Here is a 23,457-nt window from a genome sequence, read left to right as displayed (position 1 = left end):
GATCAGTCTCCCATGCCCTCTCCAGCATGTGGTGACGACGGGGTGTCCTCGGCATCCAAATGGCGCCGTTCACGGCGCGAAATCAGGAGCTTGGCCAGGTATGCCAGCAGCAGGAACGCCACGATGATGCCGACGAAGATGTAGCCGGCGGAGTGCAGCTGGTCGGATAGTTCCCGATAGGTGCCCGCGGCTGCGGCCGCCACACCGACGTACGCGATCGCCCACAGCACACACGCGGGCGCTGTCCAGGCCAGGAATCGTCGGTACGCGAAGCCACTCATCCCGACCGTCAGCGGCACGAGCGAATGCAGCACCGGCAGAAAACGGGAGATGAAGATCGCCGGCCCGCCGCGCCTGCGCAGATACACCTCGGCCCGCACCCAGTTGTGCTCGCCGATCTTCGCTCCCACGCGGGAGAAGCGGATGCGGGGCCCGAGCACGCGGCCCAGCCAGAATCCGATGCTCTCGCCCGCCAGCGCCCCCAGGATCACCGCGACGACCAGCAGCACCGCCTCCAGCGGTGAGGCCACCGCGGTGCCGGCGACGATGACGACAGTGTCGCCCGGGACGACGAGACCGATCAGAACGCTGGTCTCCAGCATGATTGCGAGTCCCGCCAACACCGTCCGAAGCACCGGGTCCACGCTTTGAACCGCGTCAAGAATCCAGGTGAGGAACTCGTTCACGCTCCGAGCCTAGGGCCGCACCCCGCCCTCTAGCCTGAGAAGGTGCTACCCACTCTGTCCGCCCTCCCGTTGCGCTGGGCAGATCCGTCGGCGGTATTCGCCGCCGGCCCGGCAAACGAGCAGCACGCCTACTGGCTCGATGCCGGACCGGATGCCACCACCGGGTGGAGCTGGATGGGAGTCGGCGACCCGGAGACCGACCCTTCGGTCGTACAGGCCGTGGTCTTGGGCGCGCCGCACCGCTGCGCACCGGAGCCGTGGGGCCCGTTCCACGGCGGGTGGATCGGCTGGATGGGCTACGACCGCGCGTCCGGCCGCGCCGGCGCTGCGTACGAAGAGGATTCCGCGGCCCCCGAAGAGCTGTGGCTGCGCGCGACTCGCTTCGTCGCCGTCGACCACGCGCGCAAGCGGCTGTGGGCCGTCGCGCCCCCCGACGAGGTCGACGCGTTCGCCGCGCGGGTCACGTCCTGGTCGGCAGCCGCGACGCCCTCAGTGCCGGCGGCAGCGCCGCACCGCGCCCGCGCGCGCGTAAGCGCGCAGGAGTACGCGCACCAGATCGAGCAGTGCCGCGACGCGATCCGCGAGGGCGACGCCTATCAGCTGTGCCTGACGACGCGCTTCGACGTCCCGGCATCCGCGCCGTTCGATGCTCATGCCGTGCACCTGCGCCTGCGTACCTCGTCACCCTCCCACCACGGCGGGCTCATTCGCAGTGACGGCGTGGCGCTGATCTCCGCCAGCCCGGAGCGGTTCCTGCAGGTCTCGGACGGGGTCGTGCACACCCGACCGATCAAGGGCACCCGGCCGCGCGGGGCGGATGCCGCGCAGGATGCCGCATCGGCGGCCGAACTGCAGGCCAGTGCCAAAGAGCGCGCCGAGAACGTCATGATCGTCGACCTCATGCGCAACGACCTGTCACGGGTGTGTGAACCGGCATCCGTCGCCGTCGACCAACTGCTGGCCGTGGAGACCTACCCCGCTGTGCACCAGCTGGTGAGCACGGTTGAGGGCCGCCTGCTGCCGGAGGTCACGGTGGGCGATCTGCTCGCGGCGACGTTTCCTGCCGGCAGCATGAGCGGGGCGCCGAAGCGGTCGGCCATGACGATCCTGCACCGGCTGGAACAGGGCCCGCGGGGGGTGTTCGCCGGCTGCTTCGGCTGGGTCGGATCCGACGGCGCCGCCGACCTGGCGATGGTCATCCGTTCCGTGGTGGTGCACGCCGGGGGCGCCTACGTCGGAGCCGGCGGCGGGATCACGTGGGGATCCGACGCTGCCGCCGAAGTGGCCGAGGTCGCGCTGAAGGCCCGGGCGCCGCTGGCCGCGCTGGGAGCGCAGTTGCCGACAGAGTGGTGACAGACACATTCCGGTAATGTGGGACGACGCGCTTCGCGCTACCCGAGCACTCCCACGATTGGCCTTTTCCGTGTCCCAGACGCCTCTCTCAGACTCCACCGGCGACAGCGTCGGCTTCGACGTGCATGCGATTCAGGAGAAGTGGCAGCGACTCTGGGAGCAGGCCGATCCGTTCCGCGCCGGTGGCGACACCGACACCCGCCCGCGCAAGTACGTGCTGGCGATGTTCCCGTACCCCTCCGGCGACCTGCACATGGGGCACGCCGAGAACTACCTCTACTCCGACATCGTGGCGCGCTTCTGGCGCCACCGCGGCTACAACGTGCTCAACCCCATCGGGTGGGACTCGTTCGGTCTGCCGGCCGAGAATGCCGCCATCACCCGCGGTGCCGACCCGCGCGCGTGGACGTACGCCAACATCGACCAGCAGAAGGAGAGCCTCAAGCAGTACGGCGTCTCGTTCGACTGGAGCCGGGTGCTGCACACCAGCGACCCCGACTACTACCGCTGGAACCAGTGGCTGTTCCAGCAGCTGTTCGAGCGCGGGCTGGCGTACCGCAAGAAGAGCCCGGTCAACTGGTGCCCCAAGGACCAGACCGTGCTGGCGAACGAACAGGTCGTGGACGGGCACTGCGAGCGGTGCGGCACCGAGGTCGTGAAGAAGAAGCTCACGCAGTGGTACTTCCGCATCACCGACTACGCCGACCGGCTGCTGGACGACCTGAACCAGCTCGAGGGGTTCTGGCCGCACAAGGTGCTGCAGATGCAGCGCAACTGGATCGGCCGCTCCGTCGGCGCCGACATCGACTTCGAGATCGAGGGGCGCGCCGACAAGGTCACCGTCTTCTCGACCCGGCCGGACACGCTGCACGGTGCGACGTCCTTCGTCGTGGCTCCCGATTCCGATCTGGCCGCGGAGCTGGTCGCCGGCGCCTCCGCCGAGGTGCGTATGCGCTTCCAGGACTACCTGTCGAGCGTCCAGAAGGAAACCGACATCGACCGCCAGTCCACCGACCGCCCGAAGACGGGTGTCTTCCTGGAGCGGTACGCCATCAACCCGATCAACGGGGAGCGGCTGCCGATCTGGGCGGCCGACTACGTGCTGGCCGACTACGGGCACGGCGCCGTCATGGCCGTCCCAGCCCACGACCAGCGTGACCTTGATTTCGCCCGCGCCTTCGACCTGCCTGTACGGGTGGTGGTCGACACGACCGCCCCTGTCACCGGGTCGATCCCGGTGATCGAGGTGGATGACGCCGGTGAGCCGGTGGATGCCGCCGGCGACCTGGCATCCGATGAACTCGACCCCGCCAAGACCGGCATCGCGCTCACCGGCGAGGGGCGTCTGATCAACTCGGGCCCTCTGGACGGCATGAACAAGCGCAACGCGATCGCGAAGGCGATCGAGCTGCTGGAGGCATCCGGCACCGGTCGCGCGGCGAAGACCTATCGCCTCCGCGACTGGCTGATCTCGCGTCAGCGGTTCTGGGGCACGCCGATCCCGATGGTTCACACCGCCGATGACCGCATCGTGCCGGTGCCGGCCGACCAGCTGCCCGTCGAGCTGCCGTCGGTGCAGGGTCTGGACCTCACCCCGAAGGGTGCGTCGCCGCTGGGCGCCGCCACCGACTGGGTCTCCACCGTCGACCCCGAGACCGGCGAGCCGGCGCTGCGCGACCCCGACACGATGGACACGTTCGTCGACAGTTCGTGGTACTTCCTGCGGTTCCTCTCGCCCGGCGACAGCACCCAGCCGTTCTCGCAGCGCGAGGCCGACCGCTGGGGTCCGGTGGACTTCTACATCGGCGGCGTCGAGCACGCGATCCTGCACCTGCTGTATGCGCGCTTCATCACCAAGGCGCTGTACGACATGGGTCAGGTCGACTTCACGGAGCCGTTCTCGAGCCTGATCAACCAGGGCATGGTGATCCTCAACGGCACCAAGATGTCCAAGAGCAAGGGCAACCTGGTGTTGTTCCAGGAGGAGCTCGACGCCCACGGCGCCGACGCGCTGCGCGTGGGCCTGGCCTTCGCCGGGCCCGTCGAGGACGACAAGGACTGGGCCGACGTCTCCACGGTCGGTGCCGCGAAGTTCCTGGCGCGCGCGATGCGCGTCGCGAACGACGTCACCAGCAAGCCCGATGTCGTCTGGGCCGAGGGTGACACCGGGCTGCGCCGCGTGACGCACCGGCTGCTCGCCGACGCGCCCGCGCTGGTGGAGCAGACCAAGTTCAACGTCGTGGTCGCTCGCCTGATGGAGCTGGTCAACGCCACCCGCAAGACCATCGACACCGGGGCCGGCCCTGCCGACCCTGCCGTGCGCGAGGCCGCCGAGGCGACCGCAATGATCCTGGATCTGTTCGCACCGCACACGGCCGAGGAGATGTGGGAGATCCTCGGCTACGAGCCGTTCGTCGGTCTCGTGCCGTGGCGTCAGGCAGACCCGACGCTGCTGGTCGAGGATTCGGTGAAGGCCATCGTGCAGATCGACGGCAAAGTGCGGGCGACGCTCGACGTGGCAGCGCGTATCGACGCGGCCGACCTCGAGGCCCTCGCCCGTGGCGACGAGCGCGTCGTGCGTTCGCTTGCCGGTCGTGAGATCACGCGCGCCGTCGTGCGCGCCCCGAAGGTCGTCAGCTTCACCACCGCCTGAGGCCTGCCGCGGGCGGCCGCGTTCGCGCGCGGTCGCTTGCGGCGGCATCCGCGCGCCAGTTCTTCGGAGAACTGCAGTTCTTCGGACCGATCCGGGCGTTTCGGTCCGAAGAAGCGGCGTTCTCCGAGGAAGTGGCGCGGGCTGCGGATGCCGCGACGCGGGTGAGCGGCGGCATCCGCGGGCCAGTTCTTCGGAGATCTGCACAACTTCGGACCGACCCGGGCGTTTCGGTCCGAAGAACCGGCGTTCTCCGAAGAAGTGGCGGCGGGCTGCGGATGCCGCGGCGCGCGGTGCCCGCACCCCGCGAGGCGCGGGCGGCGGACCGGCGCTTCCTCCACGGCGCGCGGTACACCGCGACCCTCCACGGATGCGGCCACACGCCGCGATGCGGAGGAGACGCCGCGCCTAGCGTGGCGGAGTGACCGGCGAGCACACCGCACCGCGCGCCCGGCGGCGTCTCGGCGTCGGCGCGGTCACAGTCGTGGTCATCGCGGCCCTCGCCGTGACGGTGGCGATCGGCATCCTGCGCTCCGCTGCCGCGCCGGTCGAGACGGTCACGATCGCCGGGACGGATGCCGCGCCCGACCCGACCGCTCCGGTCGCGGCGGTCTACGTCCACGTCTCGGGGGCGGTCGCCGTCCCAGGGCTCTACCGGCTCGGCGACGGCGCGCGCGTCGTCGACGCCATCGCCGCGGCGGGCGGATTCGGTGAGGGAGCAGACGAGGCGGCGGTGAACCTCGCGCGCATCGTCGTCGACGGCGAGCAACTGCATGTGCCGGTCGTCGGCGAGGCGGTCCCGCCGAACGTGGTGCAGCCCGGCGGGGCAGGCCCGGCCGGCGCCAAGGTCAATCTCAACACCGGCGATCTCGCGGCGCTGGACACCCTTCCGCGCATCGGACCCGCCCTGGCCCAGCGCATCATCGACTGGCGCGACGAGAACGGCCGGTTCACCAGCGTCGACGACCTGCTGGCCGTCCCGGGGATCGGCGACAAGATGCTCGCGGCGCTGCGCGACCTGGTGACGCTGTGAGCCTGGGCCGGGCCCGCAGACGCGACCTGCGGCTCGTCCCGGCCGCCGCCGGCGCCTGGGCGGCGGCGCTCCTCGGCGCGGCGCACGCCGACGCGGCTGCGGGTGCCGCGGTCGTGGTGTGGGTGCTGTGCTTCGGCGCGCTGGCCCTGGCTGTCGCAACACCGAGGGCTCGGACGGTGGCCACCGTGGTCGTGATCACGTGTGCCGGTGCCGCTGCCGCGCTCTCGCACCTCTCCCTCGCCCAGGCGGGACGGACCACCGACCATCTCGCCATCGACGGCGGCCGCGCGCTGCGCGTGCAGGCGACCGTGACAGGCAAAGTAGAGCCCTCGGCAGGCGGGCTGGGGTTCGACGCCGTCGCCGAGCGGATCGGCATCGGTCCCGACGAGTACCCCGTCTCGCTGCCGGTCACGGTGCGAGTTGCGCCAGGAGACGTCACGGGGCACGGCGCCCTCGCTCCGGGCGCGCGTATCGAGGTGCTCGGCACGGCGTTCCCCGCCGACCCGGGGGAGCGCGCGGTGCTCGTCCTGCAGGCCGGCACCGGTCTCACCGTGCTGGCCGCACCCCAGGGCGCCCTCGCCGCCGCGGCTCACCTGCGCCAGAGCCTGGTGGCCTCCACCTCGGATCTGCCGCCGCCGGGCGCGAACCTCGTCCCGGGCCTTGCCGTCGGCGACACGTCCGCGGTCTCCGAGCAACTGGATGCCGCCATGAAGACGTCATCGCTGTCACACCTGACCGCGGTGTCTGGTGCGAATTGTGCCCTCGTGGTGGGTATCGCGTTCGCCGCGGCGGCGCTGTGCGGTGCACGTCGCGGCATCCGCGTCGCCGTCGCGCTCGTGGCGCTGGCTGGATTCGTCGTGCTCGTCACTCCCGAACCGAGCGTGGTACGCGCCGCAGTCATGGCCGGTATCGCGATGCTGGGGGTGATGCTCGGCCGCGTCGGTGCGGGGCTGTCGGTGCTGTGCCTGGCGGTCCTGGTGCTGCTGGTGGGCGATCCGTGGCTGGCGGGGGAGATGGGGTTCACACTGTCGGCCGCCGCGACCGCATCACTTCTGCTGCTGGCGGGGCCACTGGCAGACGGCATCTCCCGATGGATGCCGCGCCCGCTCGCCCTCGCGCTGTCGCTGCCGCTGGCGGCTCAGCTGGTCTGCGGGCCGCTGCTGATCGTGCTGGAACCCTCGGTCTCGCTCTACGGGATCGCGGCGAACCTGCTCGTCGCGCCCGCGGCGCCCATCGCGACGATCGTCGGGCTTGCGGCGTGCATGGCGGCACCCTTTCCGCTCGTGCAGTCGGGCCTGGCTGCGCTCGCCTGGGTGCCGGCCGCCTGGATCGCGGGCACCGCCGACACCGTGTCGCGCCTCCCCGCGGCGTCTGTGCCCTGGCCGGAGGGCGGCTGGGGCGTCGTGCTGCTTGCCACGGTAGGGGCCGCGATCGCGGTGGTGTGCATCGCGCGCGGCGCGACCCCGCTCCTGCGCACCGTGCGTGCGGGCAGCGCGCTGATGCTGGCCCTTCTGCTCGGAGTCGGCGCGGGCGGGGCGGCCTTGTCGAGCGTGCTCGGCCCGCTCACCGTGCCGTCACGGTGGACCGTCGCCGCATGCGACGTGGGGCAGGCCGACGCCGTGCTGGTGCGCTCCGCCGGCGCGATCGCCCTCATCGACACCGGTCCCGATCGTGACGCGCTGGAGGGGTGCCTGCACCGGTTCGGCGTGGACCGTGTCGACCTGCTCGTGCTGACCCATTTCGATGCCGACCACATCGGGGGAGCGGAAGCGCTGGCGGGTCGTGTCGATGTCGTGCTGCATGGCCCGGCGTTGAAGGCCGGGGCGCGTGCGACGCTGCGACGGCTTCTCGACGCGGGTGCACGGTTGGTCGCCGGGACGACGGATGCCGCCGGGCAGCTGGGTGACGCACGCTGGCGTGTGCTGTGGCCGCCCACCCGCTCGGCGGCCTTCGCCTCCGGCAACGACGCCTCGGTCGTGCTGGAAGTGGTCGGTGGCGACGTGCCGTCGAGCCTGTTCCTCGGCGACCTGTCGGCGGCGCCGCAACGGGCGCTCCTGGCGTCAGGCGAGCTGCTTTCGCGGTACCACGCGGTGAAAGTCGCCCACCACGGCAGCGCGGACCAGGCCGATGAGCTGTATCGGGCGCTGCGTCCCGCTGTCGCGGTCGTGACCGTCGGTGCCGACAACGAGTACGGGCATCCGCGTGCCGAGATCCTCAACCTGCTGGCGAATATGGGCGCGACGATCGCGCGTACCGATCGTGACGGCATCGTCGTGCTCTCTACGGACGAGCGCGGAGTCGGAGTGTGGCGCGAGCGGGCGCCGCCGCTGTGGCGGGGCCCGCTCGCGAAGACGGGCCGAGGCTCGTCAGGTCAGGAGCGAGACGAGCCGGCAAGTCGGCGACGGCGCGCGACCAGGACGAGAGCGGCACCGCTCAGAAGCAGCAGCGCGCCGCCGGCGAGCGGGTTGACCGCGTTCGAGCCCGAGTAGGCCAGTTCCGTAGCGTCACCGGTGGTCGTGCCGGCTTCGTAAGCCGGTGCGGGTACAAATGCCGGGGCGCGGTCCGGAGCGGGCGCAGGTCCCGATCCCGGAGCAGGGGCGGGCGCCGGTTCCGGTGCGGGTGCGGGTCCCGGTTCCGGAGCAGGTGCGGGTCCGGGTGCCGCCACGGCTGCGGGCTCGACGACTACCGTGTACGTCTCCCCGTCTGAGGGCGTCGTGCCGTTGCCGGCGACGATGGTAAAGGTGTTCTCTCCCGCGGTGGTCGGCGTGCCGGAGATGACGCCGGTCGTGGCATCCAGCGTGAGGCCTGCAGGCAGAACGCCGATCACGGAGAAGGTGGGGCGCGACGTCCCGGTTGCCGTCACGGTGAACGCGTACGGGGTGCCGGCGATCGCGCCCGTGGGGGCGCCTGAGGTGATCACCGGGGCGACGGTCTCGTAGGGTGTGGCCGGCGGCGCGCATCCGGTCGGGGCGGTGATGGTGTTGCCTGCGAGGGTGACGGCTGCATTCCGTGCGATGAGGCGGCCGGTGATGTCGGCGCCCGCTGTGGCGGTCACCGCCTGATCGGCGACGATCGTGCCGTGAAACTGCGCGTCGATGCCCAGGCTCGCCGAGCTGCCGACCTGCCAGAACACGTTGCACGCGTTCGCGCCGCCGGTGATGAGAATCTGGGTGTCCGAACCGATCGTCAGCGTGGATGACGCCTGGAACACCCACACCGAGTTGGCGTTCCCGGCCAGGGTGAGGATGCCGTTGTCGGACAGCTGCAGTGCGCCGCCGTTGTAGACCCCCGGTGTCAGGCTGAGCCCGCTGAGTTCGCCGATCCCGGTCTGCGTCGGCGTGAGGGAGGCAGCGACGTTGTACGCGGTGGTGGCGGCTGTCTGCGCTCGCGCGGCCTCGGCATCCTTCTGGTGGACGGTGCCGGTGACGATGCCGGGGCCGAACCCGGTGATCGAGGTCCCAGGCGAAACGCCGAGATCCCCATTGAGGACGGAAGTGCCGGTGTTCGTCACCGCGCTCGCGCCGAGGACCGCGAACTCGGCGGCTGTGCCGAGGTCGATGGGCCCGTCGATGACGGTCGCGGCCGATGCGGCGGATCCTCCGCCGATGGCCAGCGATGCGGCGAGACCGATGCCCGCCGCGGCGACGATGAATGAACGGAAAATGGTCGTACTGGCCAACGTGGCCCCTGCCTGAGAGAGGTAATGTCTTCGGAGCGTCGACGACGATCCGGCCGTGCTGCTTGCGGGCGCGTCATCCATTCCGCGGGGGTTCGCACCGAAATTCTCAGCATAGCGAACCACCAACACGCGCCCCCGCCGGTGGGGCGTCGGTGCCGCGGGATAGGCTGGAGTCATGGCATCTCCCGCGCGCAGACCCGCAGCGCGCAAGCCGGCCGGCAAGGCCCCCGCCAGCAAGATCCGCCAGCTGTCGTGGCGCAGTCCGGAACCGGCGCCGATCGTACTGGTGTCCGGCCCCGAAGAGGTCTGCGCCGAACGCGCCATCGCCGGTGTGCGCGACTTTCTGCGCGCCGAGGACCCGAGCCTCGAGGTCACCGACATCCGCGCCGATGACTACGCCGCCGGCACGCTGCTGGGGGTGACGTCGCCTTCGCTGTTCGGCGAGCCGCGCCTGGTACGGGTGTCAGGGGTAGAGAAGTGCTCCGACACATTCCTGGCTGAGGCGATCTCGTACCTTGAACACCCGCAGGACGGCGCGACGGTGGTGCTGCGCCACACCGGCGCGAGCGTGCGTGGCAAGAAACTGCTCGACACGATCCGCGCGGGCACCGGCGGCGGCGTCGAAGTCGCGTGCCCCGCGGTCAAACGCGACAGCGACCGCTATGACTTCGCGGCGGGGGAGTTCTCCGCTGCCCGCAAGCGCATCGCCCCCGGCGCGCTGCGCGCGCTCGTCTCGGCGTTCGCCGACGATCTCACGGAGCTCGCCGCTGCCTGCCAGCAGCTCATCTCCGACGTCCCTGACGACATCACCGAGGCCATCGTCACGCGCTACTACGGCGGTCGTGTTGAGACGTCGGCGTTCGCCGTGGCCGACACCGCCATCGCCGGGCGGTACGGCGAGGCGCTGCTGGGACTGCGGCAGGCATTGGCATCCGGTTCGGACCCCGTGCCCATGGTCGCGGCGATCGCGATGAAGCTTCGCACGATGGCGCGGGTCGCGGGCCACCGCGAGCCGTCCTCCGCGCTGGCCGGTCGCCTCGGACTCAAGGACTGGCAGGTCGACCGCGCCCGCCGCGATCTGATGGGCTGGAACGAGACGTCGCTGGGCATGGCGATCCAGGCCGCCGCGCGCGCCGATGCCGAGGTCAAGGGCGGCTCGCGGGACGCGGTGTTCGCCGTGGAGCGGCTGGTGACCGTCATCGCGACGCGCCAGCCCTTCGGCACCTGACCGTCGCTCGCGGACCGCTTGGATGGAGCGCGTGACGATCGAACTCGCTACTCCAGTCGTGGCAGACCTGCCGCGCTTGATCGCGGAACTCAGCGGCTGGCAGAACGATGACTGGCCCGGCCACCTCCACCCCGGTGACGTGGGCTGGCACTCGATGGTCGGCGCTGAGCAGACCGCCACACACCTGCGTATCTGGACCAGTGATGCCTCACTGGTTGCTGTGGCGATGCTCGACGGAAACGCCCTCCGGATGGCTCTGGATCCGTCTGCGGTCGACGATGAGGTACTAGCCGCCCGAATCGCGGGCGACCTGACAGACCCCGCAACGGGGGTGATCACATCGAGCGAAGCTGTGATCGAAGCTCGCGGCGCTCGCGCACTGCTCGCTCAGCTTCGACGCAGCGGTTGGGCTGATGACGAGCCCTGGACTCCGCTTTGCAAGGACCTCACCGGACGAGTGGGGCCGCGTCGGTCGAGCCAGGCCGACCTCCGTGTGGAAAGTGTGGGGTTCGAGAAGGCGGATGTCTGGATCGGCGTGCACTGGTCCGCCTTCAAGGGAACACCGCTCGACGAGGCGACCCACCAGCGCCTGACCCAACGGTGGATCACGATGGCCACCGGTCCCTTCGCCAGGCCAGGGCATCACCTGATCGGTTACGACACTCACGACGTCCCCGTCGCCGTCACTAGTGTCTGGACCGCGGGACCCGGCCGACCGGGCCTGATCGAGCCCATGGGCGTCCACCGCGACCACCACGGTCACGGATACGGGTCGGCCATCACCCTCGCGGGTGCGTACGCTCTGCAGCAAGCCGGCGCATCGACCGCCGTCGTGGTCGCGGAGAACTCAAATGAGGCCGCCCTCGCCACCTATATCAAGACCGGGTTCACCGCACGTCAACCGGTGACCGACCTCCGCCGCGACCGAGACACCCGGTCTGCGATCGCGTCGTCGAGCGCAGAGATCGCAAGCTCCGACTCGCTCAACGGCTTCCTCCATACGAAGTGCTGCATCTCATCGCTGGCGGCTGCTTGCTGGCCAGTGACCTCCGCTCGGTAAACCGCTCCCAGTTCCTCGCGGTTCGGATCCGTCAGAGCGAAACGCGCGTAACCGACGAGGTCGAGAGTCTCGACGCGAATTGCGGTTTCTTCTTCGAGTTCGCGGCGAGCTGCTTCGACGAACGCTTCCCCGGACTCGACGATTCCGCCGGGAAGCTCATACTCACGTCGCCAGGTGTTCAAGCCGAACAACACGTCTCCCGTCACACTGTCAATGAGTACGACGAGCGCGAGCGGGCAAGGAGTGTGGGCTGCGGCGTCGTCGAGCTCTTCGGCTGTCGCTGTAGTGATGGCGATGAGCATGTTCCCGCGGCGGTCAGTGGCAATGGGCGCGCTCATCGAGAAAGGCTAGCAGGAGCCGAGAGATGAACTCGAAGCTCCTGTCGCTTGCACGCGCGCGAGGCGACAACTGCTGCCACCAGAACGCAGGCATCCTGGGCAACGAAAAAGGCCCGCCCCACGAGGGGACGGGCCTTCATGCTCGAGGTGCGTCAGAGCGCGGCAACCTGCTTGGCGATGGCCGACTTGCGGTTCGCTGCCTGGTTCTCGTGGATGACGCCCTTGCTGACGGCCTTGTCCAGCTTCTTGGCCGCCTTGATGAGAGCCTTCTCGGCAGCGGCCTTGTCGCCTGCGGCGATGGCTTCGCGGGTGCGACGCACCTCGGTGCGCAGCTCGCTCTTCACAGCCTTGTTGCGCTCGCGTGCCTTCTCGTTGGTCTTGTTGCGCTTGATCTGCGACTTGATGTTCGCCACGTTCGACGTATCTTTCGTTCGGAGTGATAGTGGAATGTCGGGCGACAGTAGAGGGGTGCCGCACGACGGTCGTGTGAGAGAGGAAGCCCACACGCAAGTCAAGCACCGAGTTTAGCAGGTCTCCGCCCCTCGCCTGGTCACGGCCACCCCCCCGCCGCACCCTGGCACGATCGCCCGCACCTACGGCATGATCGGTTCCGCCGGCACCCGACCGGCTCGCCGCCCGGCCGAGACGCCGGGGGAGGATCGCGATGACGCACCCCGCCCAGACCGGTCACCGTGTCGGTGCGCCCTGGTTCACGCTGTTCACCCTGGCCTGGCTGGCGCTATGGGCGGTGCAGCTCGTCCCGGTGCAGCTGTTGCTGCCGCTGCAGCTGGACACGCCCGACGACGCCGACGGCTGGATCTCGGGGGTCATCTGGTCGGGGCTCGTTCTGGCCGCCGGGGGAGTGGCGGCCATCGTGGTGGGCCCGCTGGCCGGTGCGCTGTCCGACCGCACGCGCTCGCGCATCGGCCGCCGTCGGCCCTGGGCTCTGGGTGGCAGCTGGCTCGCCGCGGCGGCGCTGGTGACGACCGCGTTCGCCGAAGGACCCTGGCTGATCGGGATCTCGTGGATCGGGGTGTCGATCGGGTTCGCCACGGCATCCGCCGCGTTCACCGCGCTGATCGCCGACCAGCTCACCTCTCAGCGTGGCACCGCGTCGGCCGCGGTGGGCTCGGCGCAGGCGCTGGGCCTCGTGGTCGGGGTGGGAGTCATCGCCCTGTTCGAGCTGGACATCGTCGCCGGTTACCTGCTGCTCGCGGTGCTCATGGCCGTGCTCGGCACGGCCGCGGCGCTGCGGCTGCCCGACCCGGCCGTGCAGATCCCGCCGATCGTGAAGACGTCGTGGGCCGGGCGCCTGGTGGCACTGCGCGATCGCGACTTCACCTGGATGCTCGCCGGCCGCCTCTTCGTGAACATCGGCAACGGGCTCGGCACCGCCCTGCTGCTGTTCTTCTTGATCTACGGCCTGCACCGGCATCCGACGGACGCGGAGTACGACTTGCTACTGCTGATCCTCGTCTACACGGTGTTCGTCGTGGTCGCCTCCGTCGCCGGCGGCTGGGTGTCCGACCGCACGCACCGCCGCACCGGGATCATGGTGGCATCCGCGCTCGTGCAGGCCGTCGCCGCGCTGCTGCTGGCCGTCGCGCCGACGTATGAGACCACGCTCGTCGCCGGCGCCCTGCTGGGTCTCGGGTATGGCGCGTTCACGTCCGTGGGGCTGGCGCTGGCCGCCGATCTGCTGCCAACCGCCGCCGACCACGCCCGCGATCTCGGCATCGTCAACGTCTCAGCGAACCTCGGCCAGCTGCTCGGGCCACTCCTGGGCGCGCTGCTGGTGGCGGCCGTCGGCGGGTTCTGGCTCCTGTTCGCCGCGGCCGCGGCGTTCTCGGTGGCCGGCGCCGTCATGACGGCCCGGGTGCGCCTCGTTCGATAGTCGCCACGGCGAGTCCGAGCACTGCGTTGAACACCCCGGGCCGCATCGCCGTCACCAGGTGGGTGGTGCGCGGCACGACGATCAGTTCGGCGTGCGGCACCAGGGTGGTGAAGAGCCGCTCATTGACCCGCAGCTGGTCGTACTGTCCGTTGACGAACCAGGTGGGCACCTCGATGCGCCGCAGCGCCGCGAGCAGATCGAGCACCGACAGACTCCGCATCGCGACGTCCTGCGCGTCGAGGGCGTAGCCGCCGGCTCCGAAGTCCTCCCGGGTCTCCGGCGGCAGGGTGCGGGCGAGCATCCGCCGGGTGAACCACATGCCCCGACCCGGGAGCGCGTCGAACCCGCGGGCGAGCAGCCGGTAGGCGGCCAGCCCCACCCCGCGCGGGATCGCAGTGCACGAGGCCCCCACGAGACCATCCAGCGGCGGACGGTCCTCGCGGCCGGCGTATTCGGTGGCCAGCAACCCGCCCATGGAGTGGCCCACCAGCAGCACCGGCCCCCGCGTCGCGGCATCGCGTACCGCGTCGTCGATGGTGTCGAACGCGCCCTCCAGCGTGAACGTCTCGGCCATGCGGGTGCCGTGGCCGGGGAGGTCCAGCGGGCGTGCCGCCACGCCCCGCGCCGTCAGGTAGTCCACCTGTGCGCGCCACATGCTCGCCGACGTGCGGATCCCGTGTACGAATACGACCTGCACCGTCATGGGTTCAGCCTACGAGTCGACCGTGCGGTGAGGGGCCTCGGGCAGCCCCTCACCGCCGGCCGGCTGAACCGTCAGCCGATGACCCTGACGGTGGCACTGCGGCTGGTCGAGCCGGCCACGGCGACGGTGTCCTTCGGCACGAACACCGCCGTGTAGGAGTGGATGCCGCGGCTGAGGGTGCCCAGTCGCAGGCTTGCCAGCCCGTTGCGCACGGTGGCGGTCCCCACGATCGCACCGTCGGCGCCGCCCCTGCGGAATTCGACCACGCCGTCGGGACGCCCGCCGTCCTGCTGCACGTACGCGACGAGCGTCGTGGGCAGGAACCGGTTGACGTGCACCGGCAGCAGCGGCACCAGGCGCGTCGTGGTCTGGGCCTGCTCGACGGTGTCGGTGACCTCGATCGGCACGGTCACGACGGTTCCGGACGGCTGGGCGGTGAGGGTCAGCGCTGCGGCCCCGGCGGGCAGATCCGCCGGGAGGGTCACCGCGACGGTCGCCGCTCCCGCGCTGACGGGTACCTCACCGAGCACGGTGTCGCCCAGTGACACCGACAGGGTGGTGTTCTCCGGCGCGCCCCGGCTGGTGAGGTTGAGCCCCGCCACCGAGAACTGCACTGCGGCGCCGGGATCGACCGTCTCGGGCACCCCGCTCACCTGTACGGCGTGCTTCGCGAATGACGGGGCCAACGCTGAGTTGTCGGCGATGTAGTCCACCCACGCCTCGTAGTCCTGCAGCCCGGTGTCGACGTATCCGGTGCCTTCGGTGAAGACCCGGAAGTTGTCACCCCCGGCGGCGAGGAACGAGAACGTTCCGATGCGGTACTCGCCCGCCGGGTCCAGCGGCTGGCCGTCGATGGTGACCGAGGTGATGCGCTGGCCTGCAGGCAGCGCCGGGTCGAACGTGTAGGTGACGTTGTCGGAAAGTCCCAGCTGCAGATACGGCCGCTGCGGGATGGTGCCGTCGGCGTTGGTCTGCCACTGCTGCTCGAGCATCGTGACGAACTGTTCGCCGGTCAGCGTCACGAGGCCCAGCGTGTTGTTGAACGGCAGCACCGCGTTGGCCTGCGAGAACGACACGGTGCCGTCTGGGAGGCCCGGCACCGCGGTCCCCTGGAACTCCGCTTGGGTGTCCCACAGTTCGGCGCGCAGCCCACCCGGGTTGGTGACGCCGATGACGGCACCGTCGGGGAGGTCCGCGAGCGAATCGCGCAGCATGTTCGCGACGGTGTTGCCCAGCGCCGACTCCGACGCCCGGTCGTCGCGGGTGCCACCGGTCCACACCCCGTTCACGAACGATCCGCCGGCGTGTGCCGTGGTGATGTCGGCGGCGACTTCACCGACGGCGGTGTTGCCGACCTCTGCGGCGGCGGCGATTGCGGCATCCACGATCCCGTCGACCTCCGCCACCCGCGGGTACTGCGCGATGAGCACCGCGTCATCGACCGTCGTGCGCGGGACATTGCGCTCGGTGTGCGCGGCGACCTCGCCGGTGGCGGCATCCACCGTCAGTGTGATCTCGCCGATGCGGGCGCCGTAGGAGCCGGTCTGCACCACGGGGCGGGTGCGGTCGGTGCCGGGGATCGGCGCCGACCACGCGTATTCCTTGTGGGTGTGTCCCGTGAAGATCGCGTCCACGTCGGCGGTGGTGTCGTTCACCAGGGCAGCGAACGGTCCACCGGCGGCGAGTTCCTCCTCGAGCGTCGAGCCGTCGGGCGTGCCGGCACCGGCACCCTCGTGATAGAGCGCCACGAGCACGTCGGCCTCGCCGTTGGCGGCATCGCCGTCTGATAGCTGGGCCGCGACGCGGTTGACCGCCTCGACGGGGTCGCCGAACTCCAGCGCCGTGATGCCGGCGGGCGAGACCAGCGACGGGGTCTCCTCGGTGACGGCGCCGATCACGCCGACGGTGAGATCATCCGCCTCGTGCAGCGAGTACTCCGGCAGCGCGGGAGTCTCGGTGCCGGCGAGGTAGACGTTCGCGCCCAGCTGCGGGGCGTCGAATGCGTCCTGCACGCGCCCTTCGAGGTCTGCCCAACCGCGGTCGAACTCGTGGTTTCCGACGGCGCTGCTGTCCAGTTCCAGCGCGTTGAGCACATCGATCGTCGGCTGGTCCTGCGCGATCGACGAGGCGAACAGCGACGCGCCGATGTTGTCACCCGACGACAGGAACAGCACCGGTCCGGATGCCGCATCGCGCAACTGCTCCACGGTGCCGGCGAACTTCACGGTGTTGGTGTCGATGCGACCGTGGAAGTCGTTGATCCCCAGCAGGGTCAGCGCGACCGGCGCGGCATCCGCGCTGAGTCCGACCTTGATCGGGTCGTGATCGCTGGAGCGGTAGACGTCGTCGGCGTAGAACTCGGTGCCGTGGGAGCGGAAGCGGCTGTACTCCAGTGACAGCGCCTCGCCGGAGTTGATGTTCCAGATGTCGGCGCCGCTAGCGCGCCCCCGTGCCTCGTCGTTCAGCAGCACGTGGTCGAGCGATCCCGATAGTCCGGAGAAGCTGTACGACTGCGTGGTCACGCCGAACGCCTGCTCGGCGCTGACGTAGCCGGCGTCGTAGAGCACGTGCAGCGGGTCTTCCTGGCCGTAGGAGTTGAAGTCGCCGACGAGCGCGACGGCCTCGACGTCGCCCTGGATCTGTGCCACCCAGTCGCGCAGCGCGGTGGCCTGGCGCACGCGGGATTCGTTCGACGCGCCCTGTCCGTCGCCGCTGTCGGCGTCGCCGGGCCACGGGCCTGCGGAACCCTTCGACTTGAAGTGGTTGACGACGAACAGGAACGGCTCGCCGCCGTCGGCGGGTTCGAACACCTGCGCGATGGGTTCGCGGGCGTTGCCGAACGCCTGGTCGTCGCCGCTCTCGTCGCCCAGGGCGCGCGCGGCGCCGACGGGGGAGACGGCGGCGGGCTGGTAGATGATCGCGTTCGTGATGACGTCCTGCCCGGCGGGATCGGGTAGCTCGGTGGACGACGGGACGTAGGCCCACGTGTCCTCGCCCGCCGCGTCGTTGAGAGCGGTCACGAGGGTCGCGGTGGCCTCGTCGGCCTGCTCGCCGAGGGCAGCGGAGTTCTCGATCTCCATCAGGCCCACCACGTCGGCGTCGAGTTGCTCGATGGCGGCGACGATCTTCGCCTGCTGGCGTGCCAGATCCTCGGCATCCCACGCCCCACGCTGGTCGCAGCCTTCGCGCACCGTGACGCCGTCACCGAACCGGTCGGAGTACGCGACACAGGAGGCGTTCTCGGTGCCGAGGGTCGTGAAGTAGTTGAGCACGTTGAAGGACGCGATCGACAGGTCGCCGCCGACGGACTCGGGGGCGGCGGTGCGGGGGTTGGTGAACACGACGCCATCAGTGCCGGAGCCGTCGCCGGCCAGCGGCGTGAGGGTGTTGAACTTCCACGTGTTGTTGCGGTAGTCCACGATGACCGGTGCGGTGAGCGTCGCGGTCCCGCCGACGACGACCGGCTCGACCAGCGACACGTAGGCGGGGGTGAGCGCACTGTTGGCGGCGCTGAGGAAGTTCCGGCTGGCCCCGTCGTCGAGTGTCACGGCGCGGGCGGCGTTGTCGGCGGCGATCGCGGCTGCCTCGGCGGAACCGGGGCGAGCGGCATCCGTCGGCTGACGCAGCGGCGTGGCCCCTGCCGCGAGCCCGACCTCGCCGTATTGGCCGGTGTTGTAGGTGTTGGTGACGGTGAACGCGCCCTGCGGGGCCACGAGCATGGATTCCAGCGCTTCGCGCTGAGCGGCGGCACCGGGCCAGCCGACGGTGGCCGGGGTCGGTGCCGCGGCGGGGGCGAGCTTCGTCGCCGCGCCGGGCGCGACGGTGATCTCGGTGAGACCGTCGAATTCGGACACGACGCCGGTGACCTGCACGGTGTCTCCCAGCGCGACCTCACCGGATGCCTCCGGCGCGTACACGAACACGGCGTGGGATGCCACGTGGGTCGCCTGATCCAGCGTGCCACCGGTGCCGGGGGTCTGGATGACGTACCCGTTGTACCCGCCGGAGGGGTAGTGGGCCGTCACGACACCGCTCGTGATGACGGTACGCCCGGCCAGCGGGGAGACGTCGGCCGTTCCCTGGATCTCCGCGATCGCGACGACCTCCGGCTCGGGCTCCGGCTCTGGGTCGGGGTCGGTTCCGCCTCGTCCGACGGGGGTGGGGGTGGCCAGGGCGAAGTCGGCGGCGTTGTCGGCGGTGTGGGAGAACTCCGCGTTCCTGCTGACGCTTTGGGAATTTCCGGTCGCGGGAGCAGCGGCGGTGCCTGCGAAGTGGTTGGCCGCGCCCCAGCCGACGAAGTCGACCACTTCGGGCAGGTCCACCAGCCCGGTGGAGCCGGACAGCGGTGTCTGCGCCGACACCAGGGCGACCTTGCCCTGTGATCCGCTGAGCGCGATGGCGCCTTCCACGTCCGCGGTGAATCCGGGCTGCGTCGCATCCGCCCCGGTCGCCTGCCCGATCAGCAGCTGCGCGCCGGCGGGCAGGGTGACGCCGCTCAGCGCCGTCACCTGCCAGTTGCCGCCCGTGGCGGAGGCGTACTGCACGCTGTAGCCGGACAGGTCCACCGCGGCATCCGACACGTTCGCCAGTTCGATGAAGTCCCGGTTGAACGCGCCGCCGGCGTTGCCGCCACCGCCGTACACCTCCGAGATGACGACGGGGGCGTCGACCGTGACGGCGGCGTGCGCGGCCGCTGGCGCGAAGGTCAACCCGGCAGCGGCGGTCGCGAAGGCCGCGACGACGGCAATGGGGCGGCGCGCAGGGCGGGGGTGGGTGCGGTGCGTCACGGTGATCTCCCGAGCGGTTCGGGCGCGTTGGGGGGATTCGCGCAGACACCGTCCGCCGTACTGAGCATTCGGTGCAATCGTTACCTTCGGCAAGAGGCAATTTGGTTAACTCTTTCTCACCGGGCATTTGCTGGCGTGTCAGCGGCAAGCTCCCCTAAACTCCCCCTCCGCCAAGCAGGTACCGATGCACCGACTCAGGCTCAGCCGGGCGCCGGTAGACTCGAGGGGACATGTCACCCCGTGCCCTGAAGCCTCTCGCTCCCGCCGCTACGCCGCCCGAGCAGCTCCGTAACTTCTGCATCATCGCCCACATCGACCACGGCAAGTCGACGCTGGCGGACCGTATGCTGCAAATCACCGGCGTCGTCTCCGACCGCGACATGCGTGCGCAGTACTTGGACCGCATGGACATCGAGCGCGAGCGTGGCATCACGATCAAGTCGCAGGCAGTCCGCATGCCGTGGGCGGGCGCCGACCAGACCTACGCGCTGAACATGATCGACACGCCCGGGCACGTCGACTTCACCTACGAGGTCAGCCGTTCGCTCGCCGCGTGCGAGGGCGCCGTGCTGCTGGTGGATGCCGCCCAGGGCATCGAGGCGCAGACGCTGGCGAACCTGTACCTGGCCCTCGAGAACGACCTGCACATCATCCCGGTGCTGAACAAGATCGACCTGCCGGCGGCAGACCCAGAGAAGTTCGCGGCGGAACTGGCCGGCCTCATCGGCGGCAGCCCCGACGACGTGCTGCGCGTCAGCGGCAAGACCGGTGTTGGCGTGGAAGAACTCCTCGACCGCATCGTGCGTGACATCCCGCCGCCCAAGGGCGACCCGAATGCGCCGACCCGGGCGATGATCTTCGACTCGGTGTACGACTCCTACCGCGGCGTCGTGACCTATGTGCGCATGATCGACGGCAAGCTGGAGCCGCGTGAGCGCATCCAGATGATGTCCACGCGCGCGACCCACGAGCTGCTGGAGATCGGCGTCTCCAACCCCGAACCGGTACCCACCAAGGGACTCGGCGTGGGCGAAGTGGGCTACCTCATCACGGGCGTGAAGGACGTGCGCCTGTCGAAGGTGGGCGACACGATCACCACGGCGCGCAAGCCCGCAACCGAGGCCCTCGCCGGTTACACCGATCCCAAGCCGATGGTGTTCTCGGGTGTCTACCCGATCGACGGCAGCGACTACGGCGACCTGCGTGAGGCGCTCGACAAGCTGAAGCTGTCGGATGCCTCGCTGCAGTACGAACCCGAGACCTCGGTCGCACTGGGCTTCGGCTTCCGCTGCGGGTTCCTGGGGCTGCTGCACCTGGAGATCATCACCGAGCGGCTCTCGCGCGAGTTCGGACTCGACCTCATCACCACCGCCCCGAGCGTCATCTACGACGTCACGACCGACACCGGCGAACAGGTCATCGTGACCAACCCCAGCGAATATCCCAACGGGCGGGTCGCTTCGGTGGCCGAGCCCATGGTGAAGGCCGCGATCCTCACGCCGAAGGACTACGTCGGCACGGTCATGGAGCTGTGCCAGTCGCGTCGCGGCTCGCTGCTGGGGATGGACTACCTCAGCGAGGACCGCGTGGAGCTGCGTTACACCATGCCCCTCGGCGAGATCGTCTTCGACTTCTTCGACCAGCTGAAATCCCGCACGCAGGGCTACGCGAGCCTGGACTACGAGCCCACCGGCACGCAGGAAGCCGACCTGGTCAAGGTCGACATCCTGTTGCAGGGTGAAGCGGTCGACGCATTCAGCTCGATCGTGCACCGCGACAAGGCGTACGCCTACGGCGTCATGATGACCGAGCGGCTGCGCAAACTCATCCCGCGCCAGCAGTTCGAGGTGCCCATCCAGGCCGCCATCGGGGCGCGCATCATCGCCCGCGAGAACATCAGCGCGATCCGCAAGGACGTGCTGGCCAAGTGCTACGGCGGTGACATCACCCGTAAGCGCAAACTGCTCGAGAAGCAGAAGGAGGGCAAGAAGCGCATGAAGATGGTCGGCCGCGTGGAAGTCCCCCAGGAAGCGTTCATCGCCGCCCTCTCCGGCGATATCGAGGGCAAGGAGAAGAGGTAACTGCACGCCGTCAACGCAACCCCAGGAAGTAGGCTGGATCCCATGCGCCGCGGGACTTTCAGGGACGAGACGGTCGACTACGCCGCCGTCGGGGCGACGCAGGCGTCCGATCTGCTGCAGTACCCGCCCGAGCGCAGCATCCCCGCTCACGAGTCATGGCGCATCGGCAGCGGCGAGGCCCGCTTCCACACCGCCGGTGACGCGCTGCTGTCGTGGGGTCCGCTGCGCGGTGCCGGTCTGGAACTGTCCGACGTCCGCCCTGCTTCCGGTCCGACGTACTCCGGTGTCGCCTTCGACGCCGAGGGCACCCCGGTGGCCCCGAGCCGCCACGAGACCGAGCAGCGCTACGACGCCGACGGCACCCCCTATGTGGGTCCCGGTACCACCGTGCGCGTGCAGGGTCGTGTCAAGGGACATCGCGCCGACGCGGAGCTGCGGGTGATCTTCTGCACCGAGGAATCCCGCCGCATCGGTTTCGCCCTGGGCACCGTCGGTGGTTCGGTCGTCAGCGGCGAAGAGTCGTTCATGCTGGACTGGCTCGACAACGACGAGGTCTGGTTCACGGTGCGAGCATTCGACGCGCCGGCATCCGCGCTGTACCGAGTGCTGCCGGCGCTGATCCGCCGCCGTCGGCGGGAGCTGTTCCGCAGGTATCTGCAGGCGATCTCGCCGCTGTACACCACCTCCTCCTGATGGTCTCCACCCTTCCCGTCGGCGAGCCAGCGCCGGCCGACGGCGCGCTGCCCGCCGACCTGGCGCCGGATCCCACCATCGATTTCGGTGCCTACCTGCACGTGCCGTTCTGCCGGGTGCGCTGCGGCTACTGCGACTTCAACACCTATACCTCCAGCGAACTGCGCGGCGCCCGCCAGGATCAGTACGCCGACACGGTGCTGCGGGAGATCGCCCAGTCACGTCAGGTGCTGGCCGATGCCGGTGCGCTCCGCCCCGCCACCACGGTGTTCTTCGGCGGCGGCACGCCCACGCTGCTGCCGGCGGGGGATCTGGGTCGCATGCTCGCTGGTGTGCGCGACTGCTTCGGACTGGCCCCCGGCGCCGAGGTGACCGTCGAAGCCAACCCCGACACCGTCACCGACGCCGTCGCGGCAGACCTCGCCGCCTCCGGCGTGAACCGACTGTCGATCGGCATGCAGTCCGCCGTGCCGCGCGTGCTGGCGGCGCTGGACCGCACCCACAACCCCGAGAACGTCGCCACCGCCGTCGCATCCGCCCGACGCGCGGGTCTGGACGTCAGCGTGGACCTCATCTACGGCGCACCGGGGGAGACGCTCGACGACTGGCGTCGTTCGCTGGAGACCGCCGTGGCTCTGGAGCCCGACCACATCTCCGCATACGCGCTGATCATCGAAGAGGGCACCAAGCTGCACCGCCAGATCCGCCGTGGCGAGGTGCCCGCCCCCGACGACGATCTGCAAGCCGACATGTACGAGCTGGCCGACGGTACGCTCGCGGCCGCCGGCTTCGACTGGTACGAAGTGTCGAACTGGGCGCGCGGCGAGGCTCACCGCTCGCGGCACAACCTCGCCTACTGGCGCGGCACCGACTGGTGGGGGTACGGACCCGGAGCGCACAGCCACGTCGCTGGCCTGCGCTGGTGGAACGTCAAGCACCCCGCCGCCTACGCACAGCGGGTGACCTCAGGGCAGTCGCCGGCCGCCGGCCGGGAGCGACCGGATGCCGCATCGCGGCGGCTCGAGGACGTGCTGCTGCGCTCGCGCATCCGCGACGGGATCGAGATCGCCGAGCTCGAGGACTCCGGCCGCGCAGCGGTGGCACCCCTCATCGCCGACGGCCTGATCGACGGCCCCCAGGCACTGCGGGGCCGCATCGCGCTCACCCTCCGCGGCAGGCTGCTGGCCGACGCGGTGGTGCGCGCCCTCACCGCGTGACGCTTTCGGCGGTCGGCGCGATAGAATTGGCACTCACGGACGACGAGTGCCAGGG

Annotated in this window: 15 protein-coding genes and 1 pseudogene; 10 read left to right on the top strand and 6 right to left on the bottom strand. The window is 70.1% G+C overall.

What is annotated here, in order from left to right:
• Positions 1–2: 2 nt before the first annotated feature.
• Positions 3–686, bottom strand: a complete 684-nt coding sequence (locus NQ151_RS01905; protein WP_257509699.1) for a DedA family protein — start codon at positions 684–686, stop codon at positions 3–5.
• Between the two features lie 42 nt (positions 687–728).
• Here NQ151_RS01905 and NQ151_RS01900 point away from each other — a divergent pair, with 42 nt between their 5' ends.
• From NQ151_RS01900 to NQ151_RS01885, 4 genes are all read left to right on the top strand, one after another.
• Positions 729–2,039 carry an anthranilate synthase component I family protein gene (locus NQ151_RS01900; protein ID WP_257526840.1) on the top strand — a complete coding sequence of 437 codons (1,311 nt, stop codon included), beginning with the start codon at positions 729–731 and terminating at the stop codon, positions 2,037–2,039.
• Between the two features lie 70 nt (positions 2,040–2,109).
• A complete protein-coding gene (gene leuS / locus NQ151_RS01895) occupies positions 2,110–4,692 on the top strand; it encodes a leucine--tRNA ligase (protein WP_257526839.1) in 2,583 nt (860 codons plus the stop codon).
• A gap of 418 nt (positions 4,693–5,110) precedes the next feature.
• The gene (locus tag NQ151_RS01890) at positions 5,111–5,722 is read left to right on the top strand and encodes a ComEA family DNA-binding protein (protein WP_257526837.1); all 612 of its coding nucleotides are present in this window, start codon (positions 5,111–5,113) and stop codon (positions 5,720–5,722) included.
• On the top strand, positions 5,719–8,211 hold the full coding sequence (locus tag NQ151_RS01885; RefSeq protein ID WP_257526836.1) for a ComEC/Rec2 family competence protein: 2,493 nt from the start codon (positions 5,719–5,721) through the stop codon (positions 8,209–8,211). Before NQ151_RS01890 ends, NQ151_RS01885 begins: the two co-directional genes overlap by 4 nt.
• Here the strand turns inward: NQ151_RS01885 and NQ151_RS01880 are convergent.
• A complete protein-coding gene (locus tag NQ151_RS01880; protein ID WP_257526835.1) occupies positions 8,094–9,401 on the bottom strand; it encodes an ice-binding family protein in 1,308 nt (435 codons plus the stop codon). The two genes, NQ151_RS01885 and NQ151_RS01880, sit on opposite strands and share 118 nt — an antisense overlap.
• 175 nt (positions 9,402–9,576) lie before the next feature.
• On the opposite strand from NQ151_RS01880, the gene holA reads away from it, so the two are divergent.
• Together holA and NQ151_RS16725 are read left to right on the top strand one after the other, a co-directional pair.
• Positions 9,577–10,629, top strand: coding sequence for a DNA polymerase III subunit delta (holA, locus tag NQ151_RS01875; protein ID WP_257526834.1), 1,053 nt, complete (start codon positions 9,577–9,579; stop codon positions 10,627–10,629).
• Between the two features lie 22 nt (positions 10,630–10,651).
• Positions 10,652–11,515: pseudogene (locus NQ151_RS16725) on the top strand (GNAT family N-acetyltransferase); the annotation flags it as partial.
• Positions 11,516–11,526: 11 nt separating this feature from the next.
• On the opposite strand, the gene NQ151_RS01865 reads toward NQ151_RS16725, so the two are convergent.
• Together NQ151_RS01865 and rpsT are read right to left on the bottom strand one after the other, a co-directional pair.
• Positions 11,527–11,991 carry an NUDIX domain-containing protein gene (locus NQ151_RS01865; protein ID WP_257527806.1) on the bottom strand — a complete coding sequence of 155 codons (465 nt, stop codon included), beginning with the start codon at positions 11,989–11,991 and terminating at the stop codon, positions 11,527–11,529.
• Between the two features lie 188 nt (positions 11,992–12,179).
• Positions 12,180–12,440: a 30S ribosomal protein S20 gene (gene rpsT / locus NQ151_RS01860; protein ID WP_257509709.1), complete on the bottom strand. Its 261-nt coding sequence runs from the start codon at positions 12,438–12,440 to the stop codon at positions 12,180–12,182.
• A gap of 251 nt (positions 12,441–12,691) precedes the next feature.
• Here rpsT and NQ151_RS01855 point away from each other — a divergent pair, with 251 nt between their 5' ends.
• Positions 12,692–13,921 (top strand): MFS transporter, encoded by a 1,230-nt coding sequence (locus tag NQ151_RS01855; RefSeq protein ID WP_257526833.1) that lies wholly within the window; start codon positions 12,692–12,694, stop codon positions 13,919–13,921.
• Here the strand turns inward: NQ151_RS01855 and NQ151_RS01850 are convergent.
• Together NQ151_RS01850 and NQ151_RS01845 are read right to left on the bottom strand one after the other, a co-directional pair.
• Entirely contained in the window at positions 13,890–14,624 is a 735-nt protein-coding gene (locus NQ151_RS01850; RefSeq protein ID WP_257526832.1) for an alpha/beta fold hydrolase, read from the bottom strand. The two genes, NQ151_RS01855 and NQ151_RS01850, sit on opposite strands and share 32 nt — an antisense overlap.
• A gap of 71 nt (positions 14,625–14,695) precedes the next feature.
• Entirely contained in the window at positions 14,696–19,411 is a 4,716-nt protein-coding gene (locus tag NQ151_RS01845) for an ExeM/NucH family extracellular endonuclease (protein ID WP_353477553.1), read from the bottom strand.
• A 230-nt stretch (positions 19,412–19,641) separates the two neighbouring features.
• On the opposite strand from NQ151_RS01845, the gene lepA reads away from it, so the two are divergent.
• Genes lepA through hemW form a run of 3 tightly spaced genes read left to right on the top strand, consistent with a single transcriptional unit; the run spans position 19,642 to position 23,402 of the window.
• Positions 19,642–21,492, top strand: coding sequence for a translation elongation factor 4 (gene lepA / locus NQ151_RS01840; RefSeq protein ID WP_257509712.1), 1,851 nt, complete (start codon positions 19,642–19,644; stop codon positions 21,490–21,492).
• 42 nt (positions 21,493–21,534) lie between these two features.
• On the top strand, positions 21,535–22,185 hold the full coding sequence (locus tag NQ151_RS01835) for a DUF1990 domain-containing protein (RefSeq protein ID WP_257509713.1): 651 nt from the start codon (positions 21,535–21,537) through the stop codon (positions 22,183–22,185).
• Positions 22,185–23,402: a radical SAM family heme chaperone HemW gene (gene hemW / locus NQ151_RS01830; RefSeq protein WP_257526831.1), complete on the top strand. Its 1,218-nt coding sequence runs from the start codon at positions 22,185–22,187 to the stop codon at positions 23,400–23,402. The genes NQ151_RS01835 and hemW overlap by 1 nt, the downstream gene beginning before the upstream one ends.
• Positions 23,403–23,457 lie beyond the last annotated feature (55 nt).

The organism is Microbacterium sp. zg-YB36 (assembly GCF_024623575.2).
Taxonomy (GTDB): Bacteria; Actinomycetota; Actinomycetes; order Actinomycetales; family Microbacteriaceae; genus Microbacterium.
Note: the sequence above shows the minus strand (reverse complement) of the source record. Positions and strands in the feature narration are given on the sequence as shown.